17 protein-coding genes and 1 pseudogene are annotated in these 20,980 nt (G+C 62.0%); 7 read left to right on the forward strand and 11 right to left on the reverse strand.

The genetic code is table 11. The features are described from left to right. Positions 1-35: 35 nt before the first annotated feature. Both MFF34_RS14800 and MFF34_RS14805 read left to right on the forward strand, forming a co-directional pair. On the forward strand, positions 36-1,778 hold the full coding sequence (locus MFF34_RS14800) for an autotransporter assembly complex family protein (protein WP_027594807.1): 1,743 nt from the start codon (positions 36-38) through the stop codon (positions 1,776-1,778). Continuing rightward, complete coding sequence (locus tag MFF34_RS14805) at positions 1,775-5,449, forward strand: translocation/assembly module TamB domain-containing protein (protein ID WP_238214920.1); 3,675 nt, start codon at positions 1,775-1,777, stop codon at positions 5,447-5,449. Before MFF34_RS14800 ends, MFF34_RS14805 begins: the two co-directional genes overlap by 4 nt. A 9-nt stretch (positions 5,450-5,458) precedes the next feature. Here the strand turns inward: MFF34_RS14805 and MFF34_RS14810 are convergent, their stop codons facing one another. The 4 genes from MFF34_RS14810 to MFF34_RS14825 all read right to left on the reverse strand — a co-directional run bounded on the left by MFF34_RS14810 (position 5,459) and on the right by MFF34_RS14825 (position 7,899). Then, entirely contained in the window at positions 5,459-6,019 is a 561-nt protein-coding gene (locus tag MFF34_RS14810) for a DUF2589 domain-containing protein (RefSeq protein WP_186676512.1), read from the reverse strand. Positions 6,020-6,079: 60 nt separating this feature from the next. After that, on the reverse strand, positions 6,080-6,742 hold the full coding sequence (locus MFF34_RS14815; protein WP_238214922.1) for a DUF2589 domain-containing protein: 663 nt from the start codon (positions 6,740-6,742) through the stop codon (positions 6,080-6,082). Positions 6,743-6,782: 40 nt separating this feature from the next. Continuing rightward, entirely contained in the window at positions 6,783-7,190 is a 408-nt protein-coding gene (locus tag MFF34_RS14820; protein WP_099429511.1) for a Mor transcription activator family protein, read from the reverse strand. Positions 7,191-7,440: 250 nt separating this feature from the next. Continuing rightward, complete coding sequence (locus MFF34_RS14825) at positions 7,441-7,899, reverse strand: hypothetical protein (protein ID WP_238214924.1); 459 nt, start codon at positions 7,897-7,899, stop codon at positions 7,441-7,443. Positions 7,900-8,048: 149 nt separating this feature from the next. Here MFF34_RS14825 and MFF34_RS14830 point away from each other — a divergent pair, with 149 nt between their 5' ends. Next, positions 8,049-8,237, forward strand: a complete 189-nt coding sequence (locus MFF34_RS14830) for a hypothetical protein (protein WP_027594812.1) — start codon at positions 8,049-8,051, stop codon at positions 8,235-8,237. Between the two features lie 36 nt (positions 8,238-8,273). Here the strand turns inward: MFF34_RS14830 and MFF34_RS14835 are convergent, their stop codons facing one another. Then, positions 8,274-8,648, reverse strand: coding sequence for a fe2+ zn2+ uptake regulation protein (locus MFF34_RS14835; RefSeq protein WP_085273484.1), 375 nt, complete (start codon positions 8,646-8,648; stop codon positions 8,274-8,276). Between the two features lie 197 nt (positions 8,649-8,845). Here MFF34_RS14835 and MFF34_RS14840 point away from each other — a divergent pair, with 197 nt between their 5' ends. After that, entirely contained in the window at positions 8,846-11,137 is a 2,292-nt protein-coding gene (locus tag MFF34_RS14840) for an acylase (RefSeq protein ID WP_238214927.1), read from the forward strand. A 41-nt stretch (positions 11,138-11,178) separates the two neighbouring features. On the opposite strand, the gene MFF34_RS14845 is transcribed toward MFF34_RS14840, so the two are convergent. Both MFF34_RS14845 and MFF34_RS14850 read right to left on the reverse strand, forming a co-directional pair. Further along, entirely contained in the window at positions 11,179-11,901 is a 723-nt protein-coding gene (locus MFF34_RS14845) for a UDP-2,3-diacylglucosamine diphosphatase (RefSeq protein WP_085273483.1), read from the reverse strand. After that, complete coding sequence (locus MFF34_RS14850; protein ID WP_186676526.1) at positions 11,898-12,401, reverse strand: peptidylprolyl isomerase; 504 nt, start codon at positions 12,399-12,401, stop codon at positions 11,898-11,900. The genes MFF34_RS14845 and MFF34_RS14850 overlap by 4 nt, the downstream gene beginning before the upstream one ends. Before the next feature lie 249 nt (positions 12,402-12,650). On the opposite strand from MFF34_RS14850, the gene MFF34_RS14855 reads away from it, so the two are divergent. Together MFF34_RS14855 and cysS are read left to right on the forward strand one after the other, a co-directional pair. Further along, positions 12,651-14,354, forward strand: a complete 1,704-nt coding sequence (locus MFF34_RS14855) for a glutamine--tRNA ligase/YqeY domain fusion protein (RefSeq protein WP_238214929.1) — start codon at positions 12,651-12,653, stop codon at positions 14,352-14,354. Between the two features lie 9 nt (positions 14,355-14,363). Then, positions 14,364-15,746, forward strand: a complete 1,383-nt coding sequence (gene cysS / locus MFF34_RS14860; protein ID WP_085273481.1) for a cysteine--tRNA ligase — start codon at positions 14,364-14,366, stop codon at positions 15,744-15,746. A gap of 45 nt (positions 15,747-15,791) precedes the next feature. Here cysS and MFF34_RS14865 read toward each other — a convergent pair. Then, positions 15,792-16,679, reverse strand: a pseudogene (locus MFF34_RS14865) (EamA family transporter). A 113-nt stretch (positions 16,680-16,792) separates the two neighbouring features. Between MFF34_RS14865 and MFF34_RS14870 the strand changes: the two are divergent. Further along, a complete protein-coding gene (locus MFF34_RS14870) occupies positions 16,793-17,581 on the forward strand; it encodes a helix-turn-helix domain-containing protein (RefSeq protein WP_238214931.1) in 789 nt (262 codons plus the stop codon). Here the strand turns inward: MFF34_RS14870 and MFF34_RS14875 are convergent. From MFF34_RS14875 to MFF34_RS14885, 3 genes are all read right to left on the reverse strand, one after another. After that, positions 17,551-18,942: a HAMP domain-containing sensor histidine kinase gene (locus MFF34_RS14875; protein ID WP_238214934.1), complete on the reverse strand. Its 1,392-nt coding sequence runs from the start codon at positions 18,940-18,942 to the stop codon at positions 17,551-17,553. The genes MFF34_RS14870 and MFF34_RS14875 overlap by 31 nt on opposite strands. After that, positions 18,920-19,600, reverse strand: coding sequence for a response regulator transcription factor (locus MFF34_RS14880; protein WP_027594822.1), 681 nt, complete (start codon positions 19,598-19,600; stop codon positions 18,920-18,922). The genes MFF34_RS14875 and MFF34_RS14880 overlap by 23 nt, the downstream gene beginning before the upstream one ends. A 158-nt stretch (positions 19,601-19,758) precedes the next feature. After that, the gene (locus tag MFF34_RS14885; protein ID WP_027594823.1) at positions 19,759-20,778 is read right to left on the reverse strand and encodes a branched-chain amino acid aminotransferase; all 1,020 of its coding nucleotides are present in this window, start codon (positions 20,776-20,778) and stop codon (positions 19,759-19,761) included. Positions 20,779-20,980 lie beyond the last annotated feature (202 nt).

Here is a 20,980-nt window from a genome sequence, read left to right on the forward strand (position 1 = left end):
TCCCTTGAGCGCCCGGCTCTGGTAGCATGCCCCGCATGACGTATTCAGGAAGATTAACCTGGGGCCTGGTTTTCTGGGTCGCCAGTTTCGCAGCATGGGGCCAGAGCGAGTTGCTGGTGAAGGTAAAACCAGCCAACAAAGCGCTCAAGGCCAATGTCGAAGGCTATATCGGCAACTTGGGTGACCGCGATGAAGAAGCGCTGCTGCGCTTCAGTCGCGGGGCTCAGGAGCAGGCGCGCAAAGCCGCGCAGGCACTTGGCTACTATCAAGCCCAGATCGATACCGAGGTCAAGCCTCCCGCCAAAGCCGACCAAGCCCCACAATTGATAATCCAGATAGCCCCCGGCGAGCCTGTGCGCCTGCGCAACGTGACGGTGCGCATCGAAGGGCCTGCCAGTGAGATGAAGGCGTTTCGGGTGCCCGACAGCAAGGCACTGCGCGCTGGCGAGCAGCTTAACCATGGGCTTTACGAAGATGCCAAACGGCTGATCCAGAACCAGGCTTCACGCTATGGCTTCTTCGCCGGCCGCTTCAGCCGTCAACGCCTGGCGGTCGACCCCCAGGCCGGCGTGGCCGACATCGAACTGGTCTACCAAAGCGGCCCTCGCTACCGCCTGGGCGCGGTCAAGTTTGGTGGTGATACACCGCTGGATGAAGACCTGCTGCAGCGCATGGTCTCGTTCAAGCCAGGCACGCCCTATGACTCCGAGCTGATTGCCGAACTCAACAACGACCTGCAATCGAGTGGCTACTTTGAAGGTGTGCGGGTAGACGCCGCGCCGACTGCCGCCGTGGGCGAGGACATCCCGGTGGAGGTCCGCCTGGAAACCCGCAAACCACGCACCATGGGCCTGGGCTTGGGCTTCTCGACTGACGTCGGCCCCCGTGGCAAGGCCAACTGGACGCGACACTGGGTCAACCCTCAGGGCCACAGCTACGGCTGGGAAACCGAACTGTCGGCACCTCGGCAGAACGTCGGCCTGTGGTATGACGTGCCGCTCGACCCGCCGCTGACCGACAAACTGCGCTTTGCCGGTGGTTACCAGAACGAGGAACTCGCCGGTACCGACACCCTCAGCAAGCTGCTCACCGTCGGGCCAGAATGGCACAGCAAGTTGCCCAGTGGCTGGCAGCGGGTCATCTCGCTCAAGTACCAGCGTGAAGAGTACCGCCTAGGCGATGACTCGGGGCTGAGCAACTTGCTGATGCCGGGCGTCAGCTTCTCGTACCTGCGCAGCGACAACCGCATTGACCCGCACAATGGCTACCGCCTGCAGTTCGATACCCAGGTGGCGAAGGAAGGCCTGGTCTCCGACACCAACCTGCTGCACGGCAACGTGCTGCTCAAGGGCCTGACCACGCTTGGCCATAACCATCGCTTCCTCGGCCGGGTGCAATTTGGCGGCAGCGCCACCAACGGCTACAAGAACAACATCCCGCCATCGCTGCGCTTCTTCGCCGGTGGCGACCAGAGCGTGCGTGGCTATGACTACCAGACCTTGTCGCCGAAAAACAGCGACGGCGACCGCATCGGTGGCCGCTACCTGGTGGCTGGCAGCGTCGAGTACCAGTACTCACTGACTGAAAAGTGGCGCGTGGCAACCTTTGTCGATCAGGGCAACTCGTTCAACACCTTCGAGCTGCCAAGCCTGAAGACCGGGGTGGGCATTGGTGTGCGTTGGGTTTCACCGGTTGGGCCACTGCGCCTGGACCTGGCCAAGGCCCTCGATGACGAGGGCGGTATTCGCCTGCACTTCTCCATGGGGCCTGAGCTGTGACACGTGTGTTCAAATTCGTACTGCTGGGCGTGCTCGGCGGGGTAGTGGCCGTGGGCCTGGCGCTGGGCGTGCTGGTGGGGACCGAAAGCGGCAGCCGCTGGGCACTGGCCAGGGTGCCGGGTTTGCAGGTCGCTGACTTCCAAGGGCGCTTGGCGGGCAGTTGGCAAGCCAGCCAGCTGAGCTGGGTTGAGGGCGGTAACCGGGTCGAGGTGCAGGCCCCGCTGTTGACGTGGTCGCCCGCGTGCCTGCTGCGTGCCACCTTGTGTATCGATCAACTGCAGGCGCAGCGCATCGACATGGCGTTTGCACCCAGCGATGCACCGGCTGAAAGCGGCCCGCTGCAACTCCCGGCCCTGCGCTTGCCGGTCGCCATCGAACTGGGCGAGGTCAAGATCGGCCAACTGCGACTCGACGGCAGCGACCTGTTGGGTGATGTGCAACTGGCCGCCCACTGGACCCAAACGGGCATGCGCATCGACCGCCTGCATCTGCAGCGCGATGATCTGCGCCTGGACCTGCAAGGCGACCTGCAACCTGAGGGCGATTGGCCGCTGCAGCTGCAAGGGCAAGTTCAGCTGCCTTCGGTAGAGGGTAAAAGCTGGCAACTGGCGTTGACCGCGCAAGGCGAGTTGCAGAAAACCCTCACACTCCAAGGCACCAGCTCGGGTTACCTCGATGCACGGCTGAGCGGTGAGCTACAAGCGTTGGCCGAGCACCTGCCGGCAACGCTGCAGATCCGCTCCGACGCTTTCAAACCAACCGGGTCGCTGCCAGATACCCTGCAGTTCAATCAGCTTGAGCTCAATGCCAAAGGTGATTTGCTCAAGGGCTATAAATTGTCGGGCTCGGCCAGTTTGCCGGCTGAGCAGTCACCGATTGCCTTGGTCCTGTCCGGGCGGGTGGATAGCAAAGGGGCCAAGGTCGATGCCCTGGACCTCAACGCCAGCGATAACCAGCGGCTGAAGCTGCAGGCCAGTGCCGACTGGCAACAGGGCCTGACTGCCGATGCCCAGCTCGATTGGCTGGACTTCCCGTGGTTGCGCCTGTACCCGCTGGAGACGCCGCCTGACGTGACGCTCAAGCAATTCAATGCCCAGGTGCACTACCGCGATGGCAATTATCAAGGCACCTTCAAAGGTGATCTTGACGGCCCGGCGGGGGCGTTTTCCCTGGCCAGCCCGTTCGAAGGTGATTTGAACCAGGTGAAACTGCCGCAGCTGGCGCTCAGCGCTGGGCAAGGCAAGGCCGAAGGCCGCGTCGCGGTGCGCTTCGCCGATACGCTGGCGTGGGATGTCGACTTGCAGCTCTCGGCGCTCGACCCCGCGTATTGGCTTGCCGAACTGCCCGGCACCCTGGCCGGGCCGCTGCGCAGCAAAGGTGAAATGAAGGGGGATGCACTCAAGCTCGATGCCCAGCTCGACCTTAAAGGCCGCCTGCGCGGGCAGCCGGCAGTGCTCAAGGTCGAAGCCCAAGGGGCTGGGGAAAGCTGGACACTCGGAGCCCTGGCTATCCAGCTGGGTGATAACCGCATCAATGGCAGTGGCAGCCTGCAACAGCGGCTGGCCGGGCGCGTGGATCTCGACTTGCCGCGTTTGGGGCAGCTATGGCCGAGGCTGCAAGGGCAAGTCAAGGGCCGGCTGGACGTCGCCGGGACCTTGAAGGCGCCCCAAGGTACGCTCACTTTGCAGGGCCAACAGCTGGCGCAGGCCGAAAACCGTATTCAGCGGCTGGACCTGGACGCACGCCTGGACAGCGCCCAACGTGGTGTGATCGACCTCAAGGCCGGCGGCATCCAACTCGGTGACACGGCACTGGGTACCTTGCAGGCCAATGGCAAAGGCCACATTCGCCAGCAAGCTCTGACCCTGGCGCTCGACGGCCCGCAGCTGAAGCTGGACCTGGGCCTGGACGGCCAGTTGAACAAAGGCGATTGGCGTGGTCGCCTTGCCAGTGGCCGAATACAGGCCGGAGGCCAGGATTGGCAGTTGCAGGCGCCGGCACGCCTGCAGCGATTGGCCAGCGGCCAGCTGGATTTTGGCGCCCACTGCTGGCGTTCCGGCCAGGCCAGCCTGTGTGGTGATGACCAGCGCCTGGCGCCTGAGCCGCGCTTGCGCTACCACCTTAAACAGTTCCCGCTGGACAGCCTGGCCCAGTGGCTGCCAAAGGATTTTGCCTGGCAGGGCCTGCTGAATGCCGACGTCAATTTGGATATCCCGGCCAGCGGCCCCAAGGGCAGCATTGTTGTGGACGCCAGTGGCGGCACCTTGCGCGTGCGCGACAAGGGGCGCTGGATCGATTTCCCTTATCAGGCGCTGCGCCTGGACAGCACCCTGGCACCTCGCCGCATCGACACCCGCTTGAATTTCCGGGGTGAGCGCCTGGGCGAACTGAGCCTGAATGCCCGCCTCGACCCGTTGGGCAAGAACAAGCCATTGTCGGGCGATTTCCGCCTGGCGGGCCTGGACCTGTCGGTCGCCCGACCGTTCGTGCCCATGGTCGAACGCCTGGCCGGGCAGTTGAATGGCAGCGGAAATTTGTCGGGTACGCTGCTGGCACCGCAGGTCAACGGCAACCTGGTACTGAGCCAGGGCGAGGTCAGTGGTGCCGAACTGCCGGTTAGCCTCCAAGACCTCTCGCTGCAGGCTACGATCGCGGGTGAACAGGTCCAGCTCAACGGCGGTTGGCGCAGTGGCGAAGCGGGGCGCGGGCAACTGTCCGGTAATCTGACTTGGGGCCAGGCCTTGGGCATGGACCTGCGTTTGCAGGGGCAACAATTGCCGGTGACGGTCGAGCCCTATGCGACGCTGGAAGTCGCCCCGGACCTGAACCTGCGCCTGGTCGACGACAAGCTGGCGATAACCGGCAAGGTGCAGGTGCCCAAAGGCAAGATCACGGTGCGCGAGCTGCCGCCCTCGACGGTGAAGGTGTCTGATGACACCGTCATCGTTGGCCATCAGACCGAAGAGGGCAAGCCGCCCATGGCGATGGCCATGGACATCGATGTCGATGTCGGGCGCGAAAAGCTGTCGTTCAAAGGCTTTGGCCTCACGGCCAACCTGTTGGGCCACGTGCATATCGGTGACAACCTCGATACCCGCGGTGAACTGAGCCTGGCCGATGGTCGTTACCGCGCCTACGGGCAGCGCCTGACCATACGCCGGGCGCGCTTGCTGTTTGCCGGCCCGCTCGACCAGCCGTACCTGGACATCGAAGCGATTCGCAAAGTCGATGACGTGATTGCCGGTATTCGCTTGAGCGGCAGTGCCGAGCAGCCCACCACGCAGGTGTTCTCCGAACCTGCCATGAGCCAGGAGCAGGCGCTGTCGTACCTGGTGCTGGGTCGCCCTTTGGGCACGTCGGGTGAGGACAACAACATGCTCGCCGAGGCCGCGTTGGGCTTGGGCTTGGCAGGCAGTGCCGGCATTACCGGCAGCTTGGCATCGAGCTTGGGTATCGATGACTTCCAGTTGGATACCGAGGGCTCGGGTAACACCACCAGTGTGGTCGCCAGCGGCAACCTGACCGAGAAGCTGAGCTTGCGTTACGGGGTGGGGGTGTTCGAACCGGCCAACACCATCGCGTTGCGCTACAAGTTGAGCCGGATGGTGTACCTTGAGGCGGCTAGCGGGTTGGCGAGCTCGCTGGATATCTTCTACAAACGGGACTTCTGATCGCCGCGGTCAACGGACCGTGGCAGCCTCGACGAACTCATTGGTATCGGGTGTGGGCGGGGGTGTGGGTTTGGCTATGCGCACGGGTGTGATCAGGCTGGTGTATTCCTCGATCAGCCGGTTAAGCGCTTCAGGCGGCTCACTGGCCTGGAACTGCATGCGGATCTGCACCTCGTCAGGGTCGCGACTGTCGCCCTGACGGCCCTGGCCACCAATGGTCACCTTGAAACTGGCGGCGTTCGTCTCGCTGGCCGCCAGCAGCGCTTGCTGCGCCTCGGTGCCCTTGACGCGGACCGACAGGTCAACCTGCATGCGCTCAAGTGCCAGGCCCTTGGGCGACACTAGCGCAAACAAGGGCACACGCATGATGTGCTGCTCATCCATGGCGATTTCGACCATCTTGGCTTTCATGGGCGCACCCAGTGCTTCGGTGTCGCAGTCGAAGAATTGATCGAACAGATTGATGTACTGCTGAGCTATCAGGCTGTTGGTGGCACTGGCGGCTTCTTGCAGACCGCGTGTGATCTCGCGCAGGTCGATGGATGTCATGGGGGCGGGGGACTTGTCCAAATGTTCGGCTCCTGGGTCCAGGGGGTGCCCCCTGTTGCGAGGGGGCGATCGTTACCGACTTCAGTTAGCAGCAGGTGCCCCAGGCGTTGCTTTGCTGCCGTTCGCGAGGCCGTTGAGGGTGTCGGCTTGCGAGATCATGTCCGGGCTATTCAGCTTTGCGGACTTGACGACAGTGGGTTTGGTGGCGGCCTCGGTCAGGAAATCGATGACCCTCATCATCGCTTCAGGCGGGTCTTGGCGCTTCAGTATCGTATTGAAGGCATAGCGGGCACGGGTGTCAGTCTTGCGGGTTTGCGTGGACTTGTGGCTGATGCTGCCCTTGACGTTGAGCTTGAATGGCCCCCAACCCAGTGACCCGGTTGCAGTTGCGGCCAGGTTTTTGTCGGTCACGTCTTCCGACATCTGGTTGATGGTCAGTTCGAACTCGACACTACCTTCCTCAATGGCGATGTTCGGGTGGGTGATCGCCGCTACCAGCGGCACTTTCATGGTTTTGCTGACGACGCCTTGGTACTCACCCTGTTGATCGACGATGGTTTCGTCGTAGTCGAATTGGATGGCGACCGCCTTGCCTTCCTGAACGCACACTTGCATCAGGAAGTCGGCGTACGACTTGCTCGCGGTAATTTGTGCCTGAACCATGGCTTGCAGGGGGCCTGCGATCATGCGGTCCATCGGCAAGGCATTGATGACGGATCCGATGAGGCTGTTGTCTAGGGACATAGCTGGATTCTCTTTTTAATGGGTGCTGCAAACCTAGCCGTCAGTGGCGACCATTAGGGTTATCGCCTAGTGAACATAGGGGGTCCTGTCGGCGGATATTGCCGATCTGCCGCAGGCTCAGGCCGTACTTGTCGGCCAGCAGGCTGCGTGACAAGCCCTCGGCGCTTTCCTGCTGGATCTGCAGGTTGCGCAACTGGCGCATGAAGTGGTCGGCCTTGGGGATTTCCAGGGCCACGCCAGCGAAGCGCTTGATCAGCGCATCGAGCGCGTCGGCCGGGAGTACATCGGCGAGCTTGGTGCGCTCGCGGTGCTTGGGGATGTATTTGGGTCTGCCGCCATAGGCGCAGGTGAGCTGGAATGCATTGTCGATACCGATGCAGTCGATCAGCGCTTGCAGTGAATGGGGTAACTGGCTGATGTCTATCCGGGTAAGGTCTGGTAACTCCATAAGACGCTCCTTCGTTCGGTGTAGATGCGGTAAGCGATCACCTGCGGCGTTGTGTCGAAGGTGTGACCGAATTCTCAGGTAGAGCCAAGGTGCGTCGCTAGGCGCCATATAGGCTTGGGTTTGTAGCCTCGTTGAACAGTGTTTGCAGGCAGTGATTTCCCTTCTTGTAGGACATGCCTTCAACTATTCGCTGCAGCCGGTGAATTCCCGCTGTGACACGCCATGGCTTACTTGCTGGGGCCAGTGACCCTCAGTCGCACGGATAGATGCTCAACAGGCTTGCGCTTCTCAGGTATGCCTTGGGGGTCGTGCTCATGCCTTGGGGCAGGGCGCGCCAGTCGACCAGCAGGCACAGCGCGCTGAACGCATGCTCTGCGCGTTTTCCTACAATGCGATCGGGAAAATCTCGGCGATAAAGTGCCCGGGTCTGCTTCACTGCGTGCACCTGGTCGGCCTGTGCCAGTGTTTGTCGGGCCAACTCCGGCAACAGGGTTGCCGGCACGGTGAAGTGCACCAGGGAGGCATGAGCCTGCAGGTAACCCGCTTCGCGAACGCTGTACCAGAGTTGTTGCCATTGACTAGACCCGGCGCTGGTCGCCAGTTCACTGCCTAGCATGAGCAACTGTTCGGGGGGCGTCTGGCGCGTGTCCAGCGCGTAAAGAGGTAAGGGCGTCACAGCAAGGGATGCGAACAGCAGGGATTTGTACATAGTGCCTCCGGCACGGGCGATGAGGGCCCATGCTTTCAGGCGAGTGGCACCACACTAAGCAGGAAATGCAGCGCCAGTGCGGGTGGGCGTTGTATCATTGCCGCGGCTCGTTGCGAGCCTTTTGCCCCTGATGTTGCAAGGAACTTTCAATGACACACGTGCAGCGCCTCAAATATTCACTTCTGATCATCCTGGTGGTACTGGGCCTCATGGTTGGCCTGTCCCACCTGCAAAAGCAGGGCACGATCAGTGAGCAGACCTTCCAGTTGCTGGCGATCGCCATTGCGGTGGTCGTGGTAGTCATCAACGGCATTCTGCGGCGCAAGGTCAAGCCCTGACCTGTGCGGGCCGGCCAGGCGTGGCCGGCCGTACGCTCAGCGCGGGGACGCTTGATCCAGCACGGCGCGGGCCTGGGGGTTGAGGCTGTAGCATTTGTCGCTGCCCAGGTTGATGACGCCTTCAGCGCACAGCCGCTTGAGCACTTCACGCACGCTCAGGAACGACAGCGGAATGTCCAGTTGTTCCAGTTGCGCGTGCACGCCACGCACGCCAATGCTGCGGCCATTACGGTCGGCCGCATGCAGCGCATCGATCACCTTCAAGCGGATCAGGCTGGTGCGCAAGCCAAAGGTGCGTAAAAGTTCGCGAATTTGTTCGTTACCGACACGTTCTTCGGCGAAAACGTCCTGTCCCTTGGGCGCTTTGCCGGGTACGCGTGCAGCCTGCATTGAGGGTTGCGGGTTGTACATGTGAATGCTCCTTTTCGTGGACTAACCCGAAATGTGGTTGCCTCACTTACTAGGACGAATGAGAACGGAAAATCTGCAGCCCGCTCGAGAAAAAATATCCCTGTTCCTGTTCAAGACGTTCTATCGCCTTGTAATACGTAAAATTTTCATTCAGCCATTCGTCTGATCGGGATGACCCCTGGATCCGAGGTGTGCCCGTGTTCTCAATTTCTCGTCCCATGACCAGCGCAGGGCTGGCGGCTGCGTTGGTCGCCTTAAGCACTGCCGCGCTAGCGCAGCCCGCCAGCACGGATGCCAGTGCGCAGATCCGGCGTACCAGCTACGGAGTGCCGCACATCGTGGCTAAGGATGAGCGCGGCCTTGGGTATGGCATCGGCTATGCCTACGCACAGGACAACCTGTGCCTGTTGTCTAACGAAGTGCTGACGGTCAGCGGCGAGCGATCGCGGCACTTCGGTGCCAAGGCCAAGACCGTCGAGCAACGGGACAACCTTGCCAGCGACCTGTTCTTCACCTGGCTCAATACGCCGAGCGCCGTGGAGGCATTTCTGCAGGCACAACCGGCACCGGTGCGTGACCTGCTCGATGGCTATGCACGCGGCTTCAACCGTGCCCTCGCCGAGCGCCGCAGCCAAGGCCTGCCGGCAGAGTGCGGGCAGGGAGACTGGGTGCGGCCGATCAGCAGCGAAGACTTGGTCAAGTTGACCCGTCGCCTGTTGGCTGAAGGGGGTGTTGGACAGTTCGCCGAGGCGCTGGCAGGGGCGCAGCCTCCCTCATTGACGAGCCAGCGCGAGGCCACAGGCTTTGCCACGGCGTTGGCCCGGCAGGAGCGTTTTGCCTCGGAGCGCGGCAGCAACGCGGTGGCCGTCGGTTCGCAGCGCTCGGCCAATGGCCGTGGCCTGCTGCTGGCTAACCCGCACTTTCCCTGGATGGGTGGCATGCGCTTCTACCAGATGCAACTGACCATACCGGGCCAGCTGGATGTGATGGGGGCGGCACTACCGGGTTTGCCTGTGGTGAACATCGGTTTCAACCGGCATCTGGCCTGGACACATACGGTCGACACGTCAAACCATTTCACCCTTTACCGCCTTCAGCTTGACCCGAAGGACCCGACCCGCTACTTGCTCGATGGCAAGTCACTGCCGTTGATGCGGCAGGCTGTTAGCGTTACGGTCAAGGCCGAGGATGGCACCTTGAGCCAGGTAGAACGCCAGGTCTACAGCTCGGAATTCGGGCCAGTGGTGCAATGGCCTGGGCGCCTGGATTGGGACGCGCACGCGGCCTACAGCCTGCGCGACGCCAACCTGGGCAATACGCGGGTGCTACAGCAGTGGTACCGCATCAACCGCGCCGACAGCTTGGACGCGTTGAAGGGCTCGGTGCAGCAGTTGCAGGGCATTCCCTGGGTTAACACGCTTGCTGTCGATGAGGGGGGCGGGGCGCTGTACCTGAACCAGTCGGTGGTGCCGTACGTCGACCAGCAACTGCTGAGTGAGTGCGGCAACCCCAAGGCGCAAGGGCGCATGGTGGTGCTCGATGGTTCGCGCAGTGCCTGCCAGTGGAAGGTCGACGCGCAGGCCGCGCAGCCCGGCATCTTCCCCGCACGATTGCTGCCGAGCCTCGAGCGCAAGGACTTCGTGCAGAACTCCAACGACCCTGCCTGGATGGCCAACCCGGCTCAGCCGTTGACCGGGTTTTCGCCGCTGGTCAGCCGCGATGACCAGCCGCTCGGCATGCGTGGGCGTTTTGCCCTGCAGCGCCTGCAAGGCACGGCCAAGCTGGGTGTAGACGACCTGCAGCGCATGGTGATGGATGATGAGGTCTACCTCGCGAGCCTGCTGCTGCCGGACCTGCTGGCGTGGTGCAAGGGTGCCGAGGCAGATGTGCAGCCTGTCTGTGTCAGCCTGGTCGCCTGGAATGGCAAGGCAGACCTGGACAGCGGCGTTGGCCTGGTGCATTTCGAAAACATGCTTGAGGCCCTGGTGGCTCACCCTGAAAGCTGGCGGGTGGCGTTCAACCCGGCCGACCCACAGCATACGCCGCGTGGCCTGGCGGTCGAGCAGGCGGCAGTGCGCAAGCTGCTGCACCAGGCGGCGCTGGCGTCCCAGCAACAAGTGGCCAAAAGCGGGGTAGGGGGCGACAGCCGTTGGGGGCAGGTGCAGCAGGCTATCGATGGTACGCCGGTGCCTGGCGGGCCGCAGGGGCTTGGGGTGTACAACGCGATCCACAGTGTGCCGCATGGGCCGGGCAAGCGCCTGGTGGTCAGTGGTACCAGCTACCTGCAACTGGTCAGCTTTACCGAACAAGGGCCGCAGGCGCGCGGATTGCTGGCGTTTTCACAGTCAAGCGAGGCGGGCTCGGCGCATGCGCATGACCAGACCAAGGCGTTCTCGGCCAAGCAGTTGGCAGTGATTCCGTTTACCGAGGCGCAGATAAAGGCAGATCCTGAGTATCGCGAGACAGTGATCAGCGAAGGGGATAGATAAGTGAATCTGGGGCTGCAAAGCGGCCCCAAATTTCCGGGTAGTCAGGAAAACTCGAACGGCGTTAACTGAAAGCCCTGTTCATCGACCTGCAGGGTCCAGCCCCGGCGGTCCCAGTCCCCCAGCACAATGCGCCGTGCCGGTTGCCCGTCCACCACCAGCTTGTGAATCGCCGGCCGGTGGGTGTGACCGTGAACCAGTGTCCTCACTCCGTGCGCCGCCATCACCTTGGGCACTTCCTCTGGCGTGACGTCGACGATTTCGGTGGCCTTCATGCGCGTTTGCGTGCGGCTTTCACTGCGTAGCTTGCGCGCCAGCTTGTGCCGCGTGGACAGCGGCAGGTGCCGCAGAATCCAAAGGCTCAACGGGTTGCGCAGGTAACGACGCAGCTTCATGTAGGCCACGTCCCGCGTGCACAGCGTGTCACCATGCATCAGCAGCACCTGCTCACCGCCCAGTTCGACAACGCTCGGGTCGGCCAGCAAGGTGCAGCCTGCGGCATCGCAAAAGTCCTGACCAATCAGGAAATCACGGTTGCCATGCATCAGGTAGACCGCCGTACCGCTGTCGCTCAACTGGCGCATGGCCTGGCAGATCGACTGCTGGAACGGCGTCATGGCATCGTCACCGATCCACGCTTCGAAGAAGTCGCCCAGGATGTACAGCGCTTTGGCATGCCGCGCACGGCCATCGAGCAGATCAAGAAACGCCCGGGTGATATCCGGGCGTTCTTCTTGCAGGTGCAGATCGGAGATCAGCAGTATCACCCAATGATCTCGGCTTTCTCGATGATCACGTCTTCTTTCGGTACGTCCTGGTGGCCCGCTTTCGAACCGGTGGCGACTTTTTCGATGGCGTCGACGATTTCACGGCCTTCGATCACTTCGCCGAATACCGCGTAGCCCCAACCCTGCACGTTCTTGCCGCTGTGGTTGAGGAAGTCGTTGTTGGAGGCGTTGATGAAGAACTGCGCCGAGGCCGAGTGCGGCTCCATGGTGCGGGCCATGGCGATGGTGTACTTGTCGTTCTTCAGGCCGTTGTCGGCTTCATTCTGGATGCTGGCACGCTTGTCACGCTTTTCGTTCATGCCTGGCTCGAAACCGCCGCCCTGGATCATGAAGCCCTTGATCACACGGTGGAACACGGTGTTCGAGTAGTGACCGGCTTCAACGTATGCCAGGAAGTTGGCAACGGTCAGCGGGGCTTTTTCGGCGTTCAGTTGCAGGACGATGTCGCCGTGGTTGGTGCTCAGTTTGACTTTGGACATGCTGAAATTCGCTCTTTCAAGGCATTAAGGAATTAGGGTGCGCAGTGCGCGGGTTATCACCTGACGCAGTATCAGGCGATCGCGACACAATGGCGCGCACAGGCCATTTTGCCAGCCTGCGGCAAAAAGCCGTGATAAATCACGCCAGTTTGTCCGAGCCCGGCTGTCAGCAGCTTGACTGCTTCGGCTATGATAGGCCCTTTGATTCAATCGGCCTACCCAGGCCGGACACGTGCATTCAAGGATCCTATGAGCAAGCCCACTGCCGACAACGCGCCCAACGCCGCTGCCAAAGGCGCCCCCGCTGTCCCTGCGAACTTCCTGCGGCCGATCATCCAGGCCGACCTGGACTCGGGCAAGCACAGCAGCATCGTCACCCGCTTCCCGCCGGAGCCCAACGGTTACCTGCACATTGGTCACGCCAAGTCGATCTGCGTGAACTTTGGCCTGGCCAAGGAATTCGGTGGCGTCTGCCACCTGCGTTTCGACGATACCAACCCGGCCAAGGAAGACCAGGAATACATCGACGCCATCCAGAGCGACGTCAAGTGGCTGGGCTTCGACTGGGCCGGCGATGTGCGCTATGCCTCCAACTACTTCGACCAGTTGCACGATTGGGCGGTCGAGCTGATCAAGCGTGGCAAGGCCTATGTCTGCGACCTGACCCCTGATCAGGCCAAGGAATACCGCGGCAACCTCAAGGAGCCTGGCAAGAACAGCCCGTTCCGCGAGCGCAGCGTCGAAGAAAACCTCGACCTGTTCGCACGCATGAAGGCCGGCGAGTTCAAGGACGGCGAGCGCGTGCTGCGGGCCAAGATCGACATGGCGTCGCCGAACATGAACCTGCGCGACCCGATTCTTTACCGCATCCGTCATGCCCACCACCACCAGACCGGTGACAAGTGGTGCATCTACCCGAACTACGACTTCACCCACGGCCAGTCGGATGCCATCGAGGGCATTACCCACTCGATCTGCACCCTGGAGTTCGAAGGCCACCGTCCGCTGTACGACTGGTTCCTCGACAACCTGCCGGTGCCGGCGCACCCACATCAGTACGAGTTCAGCCGCCTGAACCTGAACTACACCATCACCTCCAAGCGCAAGCTCAAGCAGCTGGTCGACGAGAAACATGTCGACGCTTGGGATGACCCGCGCATGTCGACCCTGTCCGGCTTCCGCCGCCGCGGTTACACGCCGGCGTCGATCCGCAATTTCTGCGAGATGATCGGTACCAACCGTTCCGACGGCGTGGTCGATATGTCGATGCTTGAGTTCAGCATCCGTGACGACCTCGACCGCAGCGCGCCACGTGCCATGTGCGTACTGCGCCCGCTGAAAGTGGTCATCACCAACTACCCGGAAGGCCAGGTCGAGCAGCTCGAACTGCCGCGCCACCCGAAGGAAGACATGGGGGTACGTGTACTGCCGTTCGCCCGCGAGCTGTACATCGACCGCGACGACTTCATGGAAGAACCGCCAAAGGGCTACAAGCGCCTGGAACCGGCCGGTGAGGTGCGCCTGCGTGGCAGCTACGTGATCCGCGCTGATGAAGCCATCAAGGATGCTGACGGCAACATCGTCGAACTGCGTTGCTCGTACGACCCGGACACCCTGGGCAAAAACCCGGAAGGCCGCAAGGTCAAGGGCGTGATCCACTGGGTGCCGGCCGTAGGCAGCGTCGAGTGTGAAGTGCGCCTGTACGACCGCCTGTTCCGCTCGCCAAACCCGGAAAAGACCGAGGACGGCGGCAGCTTCCTGGACAACATCAACCCGGATTCGCTGCAAGTGCTGACCGGCTGCCGCGCCGAACCGTCGCTGGGCCAGGCACAGCCTGAAGACCGCTTCCAGTTCGAGCGCGAAGGCTACTTCTGCGCCGACCTCAAGGACAGCCAGCCGGGTCGCCCGGTGTTCAACCGCACTGTCACCCTGCGTGACTCCTGGGGCAGCTAAGGAACCGTCGTGCTTAACATCTACAACACGCTGAGCAAAACCAAGGAAGCCTTCAAGCCGCTGGATGGCAACAAGGTGCGCATGTACGTGTGCGGCATGACCGTGTACGACTACTGCCACCTTGGCCACGGCCGCAGCATGGTGGCCTTCGACCTGGTCACCCGTTGGCTGCGCAAGAGCGGCTACGAGCTGACCTATGTGCGCAACATCACCGACATCGACGACAAGATCATCAACCGGGCCAACGAGAACGGCGAAACCTTCGACGCGCTGACCGCCCGCATGATCGACGCGATGCACGAAGACGAGCGCCGCCTCAACATCCTGCCGCCGGACCAAGAACCACGTGCCACCGATCACATCGCGGGCATGCACGCCATGATCCAGACGCTGATCGACAAGGGCTACGCCTATGCGCCGGGTAACGGCGACGTGTACTACCGGGTAGGCAAGTTCGTCGGCTACGGCAAGCTGTCGCGCAAGAAGATCGAAGACCTGCGCATCGGTGCCCGCATCGAGGTCGACGAGGCCAAGCAAGACCCGCTGGACTTCGTGCTGTGGAAGGGCGTCAAGCCGGGCGAGCCGAGCTGGGAATCGCCGTGGGGCCCGGGCCGTCCGGGCTGGCACATCGAGTGCTCGGTGATGTCCACCTGCTGCCTGGGCGAGAGCTTCGACATTCACGGTGGCGGTAGCGACCTGGAGTTCCCGCACCACGAGAACGAGATCGCCCAGAGCGAAGCGGCCACCGGCAAGCAGTACGCCAATGCCTGGATGCACTGCGGCATGATCCGTATCAACGGCGAGAAGATGTCCAAGTCGTTGAACAACTTCTTCACCATCCGTGACGTGCTCGAGAAGTACCACCCGGAGGTAGTGCGCTACCTGCTGGTGGCCAGCCACTACCGCAGTGCCATCAACTACTCCGAAGACAGCCTGCGCGATGCAAAAGGCGCGTTGGAGCGCTTCTACCACGCCCTGCGCGGCTTGCCACGGGTGGCGGCCAAGGGGGGCGAGGCGTTTGTCGAGCGCTTCAGCATGGCGATGAACGACGACTTCGGCACCCCCGAAGCCTGCGCCGTGCTGTTTGACTTGGTGCGCGAGATCAATCGCCTGCGCGACAGCGATCTCGACGCGGCAGCGGGCCTTGCTGGCCGCCTGCGTGAGCTTGGTGATGTGTTGGGTGTGCTGCAGCTGGAGGCCGACGACTTCCTGCGTGCAGGCGCAGAAGGCAAGGTCGATGCGGCTGAAGTGGAAGCGTTGATCCAGGCGCGCCTGCAGGCGCGTGCAGACAAGAACTGGGCGGAATCCGACCGTGTTCGTGACCAGCTGACCGCCATGGGCGTGGTGCTGGAAGACGGCAAGGGCGGGACTACCTGGCGCTTGGCCGACTGATCAATGGCGCGAGGGGCTGCCACGCAGCCCTTTCGCGACACGCCACTAAACAGCAGGCAGCGGTTTTCTCCCCAGCACCGCTCGCCCTTTTTTCATGCCGACCGCCAGCGCTGACAAGATCAGGGCAATACACAGCCACTCCCAGCCGCTAGGCACCTCATCCACGATCAAGGCTGAGCTGACGATGCCGAATACCGGAATCAGCAGCGACAGCGGCGCTACCGTGGACACCGGGTATTCGCGCAACAGGTAATTCCATCCCCAATAGCAGAAGTGCGTCGCGGCATACACCTGGAAGACCAGGGAAAAGACCACGGTGGCATTCGTCTGCGCTGCCAGTGCCACGAACGGGGTTGCGCCATGCAGCCACCACGTGAGCGACAGCAAGGGTATTGGCGCAAATAGGCTGGCCCATACCACGAAGGCAAAGATCTCCTTCACCTTTGACAGCTTGATGATGACGTTGCCGATGCTTCAGGCCAGTGCGCTGATCAAGACCAGCAGCAACCCTGTTGTCGTGGTTTTGCCCGGGCTTGCTGCGAGGATGCCAACCAAGCCGGTCGCCGCTAGCACGATGCCGACCAGTTGCGGGCCGGTCAGGGGCTCGCGAAACAGCAGGCAGCCCCACGCCAGGGTAAAGAATGCACTGAACTGAATCAGTAGCGAGGCGCTGCCTGGTGGCACACCCATGGCGATGCCGAGATTGATCAGTGCCCACATGGCTACGCCGAAGATCAGGCCATAGGCACCTAACCAGCGGACGGCAACCTTGGGGCGCTTGACGAAAAACACCCACGGCAATGCACACAGCGCGAAGCGTAAGCCGGTGAGCAGCAGTGGGTCGACGTGGGCCAAGCCCAGTTTGGTGATCGGGAAGTTGACGCCCCATAGGGCTGTGACCAGGACGGCAAGGGTCAGGTGTTTTCTGTGCATGGTTTGGCAATCTTTTGGGGTCGCGGCAGTGCGCCTTGACGCTTCAGTCACTATGCCGCGGTAACGGTTTGGCCCGCTTTCAATTCAAGGTCGAATCTAATTAAAATCAGGCCATGACCTACGTTGAAGATACGCTGTACGACGACACGCCTTGTGATGTGGTGGTGGCGAGAAAGGCCTTTGCGGATGGCGAACTGTTCCCGATGCATCGCCATGGTCGAGGCCAGTTCGCCTTTGCCGCTTGCGGCGTGATCACGGTTGCAACCGAATCAGGTAATTGGGCCGTGCCGCCCTTGCGGGCCATCTGGGTGCCTGCACAAGTGGCCCATGCCATGCAGATGCGCGGCCCGGTGACCATGCTCAATGCCTATATTTGCCCGCAGGCCGCCGAGCGGGTTGGGTTGCCTGGGCATTGCCAGGTGTTTGCGGTTTCCCCTTTGGTGCAGCAGCTGCTTGAAAAGGCGATCGAAGTGCCTGCGCAGTACCCCCTGCAGGGGCGTGATGCCTGCTTGATAGGCTTGCTGCTGCATGAGATTTCCGACATGCCGGCGCTGTCGCTGAATGCGCCGATCCCCGAGGAACCGCGCCTTGCGCGGGCATGCAGAGCGTTTCTGGCGGCGCCTTCGCTGCAAACAGGCATCGATGGCATGGCGGACTGGGCCTGCATGAGCCGGCGCACGTTCACGCGCCAGTTTCGCGTGTACACCGGGATCAGCTTCATTGAATGGCGTCAGCAGGCATGCTTGCTGGACGCCGTGGTTCGGCTTGGCAAAGGAGAGCCGGTCACCCGCGTCGCGCTGGCGCTTGGCTACAGCAGCCCGAGCGCCTTTGCGACCGTGTTCAAGCGCTTGCTAGGCGAGGCGCCCAGCCGCTACTTCGATGCCCCCGTCAATGGGCAATGAAGTACCAGCCTGGCGCCGCCCAGTTCGCTGGCGCCTACCTCCAGCCCAAACCCATGAAGGTCGACGATCGCGGCAACGATCGACAGACCCAGCCCGAAGCCTGGGTGCCGGTGACCTTCCTCGCTGCGATAGAACCGCTTCAGTACCGCCGTACGTTCCTCTTCAGGAATCCCCGGGCCGCTGTCCTCGATGGCGATGTGCAGGCCTTGGTCGTCCTGCGTCGCCAGCACGCGCACGCGGCCACCCTCTGGGGTGAACTTGATAGCGTTGCCCACCAGATTGGCCAATGCCTCGAACAGCAGTTCGCGGTCACCGTGCAGCGCCGGTAGCTGCGCGGGCTGCTCAAGCTCCAGGCGAATGCCGCCATCCTCGGCCAGCGGCAGGTAGAAGTCGTGCAGCTCTACCAGCAGATCATGCGGGTCGAGTTGTACAAAACCTGCACGCCGCTGACGGTCCTCCAGTTCACTGATGCGCAATAAGCCGCGAAAACGCGCCATCAAGGTATCGGTTTCGCCAATCGCCTGGTCCAGCGCCTCGGCCTGCGCCGAGTCTGCGGCACTCTGCTGGCGGATTCGGTACAGCTGCGCGCGCAGGCGGGTCAGCGGCGTGCGCAGGTCGTGGGCAATGTTGTCGCACACCCCCTTGACCTCGTGCATCAACCGCTCGATGCGGTCGAGCATGGCATTGACGATGGCGGCAAGCATGTCCAGCTCATCGCGACGGGCTGACAGCGGTAGCCGGTGGGTGAGGTCGCCGGCGACAATCAGCTCGGCCTGGGCCTGAATCGCGCGGATGCGCTTGAGCGGCCTGCGGCGCAGCAGGTACCAGCCGGCAAACCCGGGGATCAAGGTCAGGGAAATACCCCAGAGCAGGGCATGCAGGATGATCCGCGTGACCACGAACAACGAGCCATTGTCCCGTACCAGCACCAGCCAACGGCCATCCTGCACTTTGATGGCCACGGCGTCGCAGCTGTCGCGTGGCATGTGCGGGTCATCGGCGTCCAGGCAGCGTTTGAGCTCATGCACCTTGCCGTCCAAGCCTAGCTCTGAAGGCAGCGTGCGCAGGCGGCCGCCAAGCGGGTTGAGCTGGGCATCGAACAGGCCGTAGGCATCGAAGCTGCGTTCTTCGAAGGCCTGGCTGGCAATCAAGGCGTCGTCCAGTTGCTTGCCGCTCATGTGTGCGAACAGGTGCTGGCGCTGCAGCATGGAATGGCGGGTCAGTTTGTTCAGGTAGCTGGAGACCTCGAAGTACAGCACCCCCATCAGGATGCTGCTCCAGGCCACGAACAGAAAGCTGTACAGCGCCAGCAAGCGGCTGGTTGACGAGCTCCAGCCCTTAGACGGGTTCAGCAATGGCATAGCCGGAGCCCCGTACCGTACGGATCAGCGGCGATTGGCCGGGCGAGTCGATCTTCTTGCGCAAGCGGCCGATGTGGACGTCGATGAGGTTGGTGCCCGGGTCGAAGTGATAGCCCCAGACTTCTTCGAAGATCATCATCCGCGTGATCACCTGGCCGCTGTGGCGCATCAGGTATTCGAGCAGTTTGTACTCGGTCGGCAGCAGGTTGAGGGTGTGCTCGCCGCGGCGTGCTTCGTGGCTGATCAGGTCCAGTTGCAGGTCGGCGACTTGCAGGCGGGTCTGGGTCATCGGCACGCTGTTGCGGCGCAGCAGCACCTCGACACGGGCGGCCATTTCGTCCGAGGCGAACGGCTTGGTCAAGTAGTCATCCCCCCCGGCACGCAGGCCACGCACGCGTTCGTCAACGTCGGACAGGGCGCTGATCATCAGGATCGGCGTGGCGATTTTCAGGTTGCGCAAGGTCGTGACGATGGTCAGGCCATCGACTTCGGGCAGCATACGGTCCAGGGTAATCAGGTCGTAGCCACCGGCAATCGCCTTGGCCAGGCCTTCCCGGCCATTGTCGGCCCAATCCACGTCCAGGCCGTGGCTGGAGAGTTCGGCGACGATTTCCTGGCCGGTGACGGCGTCGTCTTCGATGGTCAGTACGCGTGGCATGCTGGTTCCTGGGCGGCGAATAGAGGCTTGATTGTGCCAAAGAATAGACAAACGGCGATTTAAGAAAAATTCATCTGGCGCTTCGGGCCCGATCAAACAGCCAAAAAAAAGGGCATGCCATCATCTGGCATGCCCTTTTTTCAGGCTTGCAAAGCGCCTCAGGCGACCTTGACGATCCAGCCTGCCGGTGCTTCGACGTCACCGCTCTGGATGCCGGTCAGCTCGTTGTAGAGCTTTTGGGTTACCGGGCCGACTTTTTCCAGGTCATGGAAGACGTGCAGCTTGCCGTTGTACTCGATGCCACCGATCGGGGTGATTACTGCAGCGGTACCGCAAGCGCCTGCTTCGATGAAGCGGTCGAGGTTGTTGATCTCGACATCGCCTTCGATCACTTTCAGGCCCAGGCGCGAGGACGCCAGTTCCATCAGCGACAGGCGGGTGATGCCTGGCAGCACGGAGGCCGATTTCGGAGTCACGAACTCGTTGTTGGCGGTGATGCCGAAGAAGTTGGCCGAACCGACTTCCTCGATCTTGGTGTGAGTCAGCGGATCGAGGTAGATGGCGTCGGCGAAGTTGGCCTTCTTGGCTTCAGCGCCCGGCTGCAGGCTGGCGGCATAGTTGCCACCGACCTTGGCCGCGCCGGTACCTTGCGGGGCGGCACGGTCGAAGCTGGAGATCTGGAAGTTGTGCGGCTTCATACCGCCTTTGAAGTACGAGCCAACCGGGATGGCGAAGACCGAGAAAATGAACTCGGGGGCGGTGCGCACGCCGATGTTGTCACCGGTGCCGATCACGAACGGGCGCAGGTACAGGGCGCCTTTGCCATGGGGCGGCACGAAACGCTCGTTGGCCTTGACCACTTGCTTGCACGCCTCGATGAACACATCGGTCGGCACGTGTGGCATCAGCAGGCGGGCGCAGCTGCGCTGCATGCGTGCGGCGTTCTGGTCCGGGCGGAACAGGTTGATCGAGCCGTCCTTGCAACGGTAGGCCTTCAGGCCCTCGAAGCACTGTTGGCCGTAGTGCAGGGCAGTGGAGCCTTCACTGATGTGCAGTACGTTGTCTTCGGTCAGGGTGCCCTTGTCCCACTCGCCATTGCGCCATACGGACAGGTAGCGTTTATCGGTCTTGATGTAGTCGAAACCCAGCTTGTCCCAGTTAATGCTCTCGTTACTCATGACACCCTCGATTGTCTTGCAGATGCCCGATCGCTCGGGCTGCTGTTATATGCGCACCACGCCACGATAATACATCCGTCGCGGATCGGGAACGGCCAGTCACGAAACAGCATGCGATTGGGTGGGGGGAGGGAGGTGTAGGCCTTGGGTGTGCGTCTGGGCTATCAGGTGCATGCCTTGGGTTTTGCAGCGCCTATGAGAT

This window comes from Pseudomonas sp. PAGU 2196 (assembly GCF_022179005.1).
GTDB lineage: Bacteria > Pseudomonadota > Gammaproteobacteria > Pseudomonadales > Pseudomonadaceae > Aquipseudomonas > Aquipseudomonas kermanshahensis.

Coding starts and splice junctions, on each gene's coding strand:
- MFF34_RS14800 (WP_027594807.1), top strand. CDS start 36: ATGACGTATTCAGGAAGATTAACCTGGGGCCTGGTTTTCTGGGTCGCC.
- MFF34_RS14815 (WP_238214922.1), bottom strand. CDS start 6,742: ATGTCCCTAGACAACAGCCTCATCGGATCCGTCATCAATGCCTTGCCG.
- MFF34_RS14820 (WP_099429511.1), bottom strand. CDS start 7,190: ATGGAGTTACCAGACCTTACCCGGATAGACATCAGCCAGTTACCCCAT.
- MFF34_RS14825 (WP_238214924.1), bottom strand. CDS start 7,899: ATGTACAAATCCCTGCTGTTCGCATCCCTTGCTGTGACGCCCTTACCT.
- MFF34_RS14830 (WP_027594812.1), top strand. CDS start 8,049: ATGACACACGTGCAGCGCCTCAAATATTCACTTCTGATCATCCTGGTG.
- MFF34_RS14835 (WP_085273484.1), bottom strand. CDS start 8,648: ATGTACAACCCGCAACCCTCAATGCAGGCTGCACGCGTACCCGGCAAA.
- MFF34_RS14850 (WP_186676526.1), bottom strand. CDS start 12,401: ATGTCCAAAGTCAAACTGAGCACCAACCACGGCGACATCGTCCTGCAA.
- MFF34_RS14855 (WP_238214929.1), top strand. CDS start 12,651: ATGAGCAAGCCCACTGCCGACAACGCGCCCAACGCCGCTGCCAAAGGC.
- MFF34_RS14870 (WP_238214931.1), top strand. CDS start 16,793: ATGACCTACGTTGAAGATACGCTGTACGACGACACGCCTTGTGATGTG.
- MFF34_RS14875 (WP_238214934.1), bottom strand. CDS start 18,942: ATGCCATTGCTGAACCCGTCTAAGGGCTGGAGCTCGTCAACCAGCCGC.
- MFF34_RS14880 (WP_027594822.1), bottom strand. CDS start 19,600: ATGCCACGCGTACTGACCATCGAAGACGACGCCGTCACCGGCCAGGAA.
- MFF34_RS14885 (WP_027594823.1), bottom strand. CDS start 20,778: ATGAGTAACGAGAGCATTAACTGGGACAAGCTGGGTTTCGACTACATC.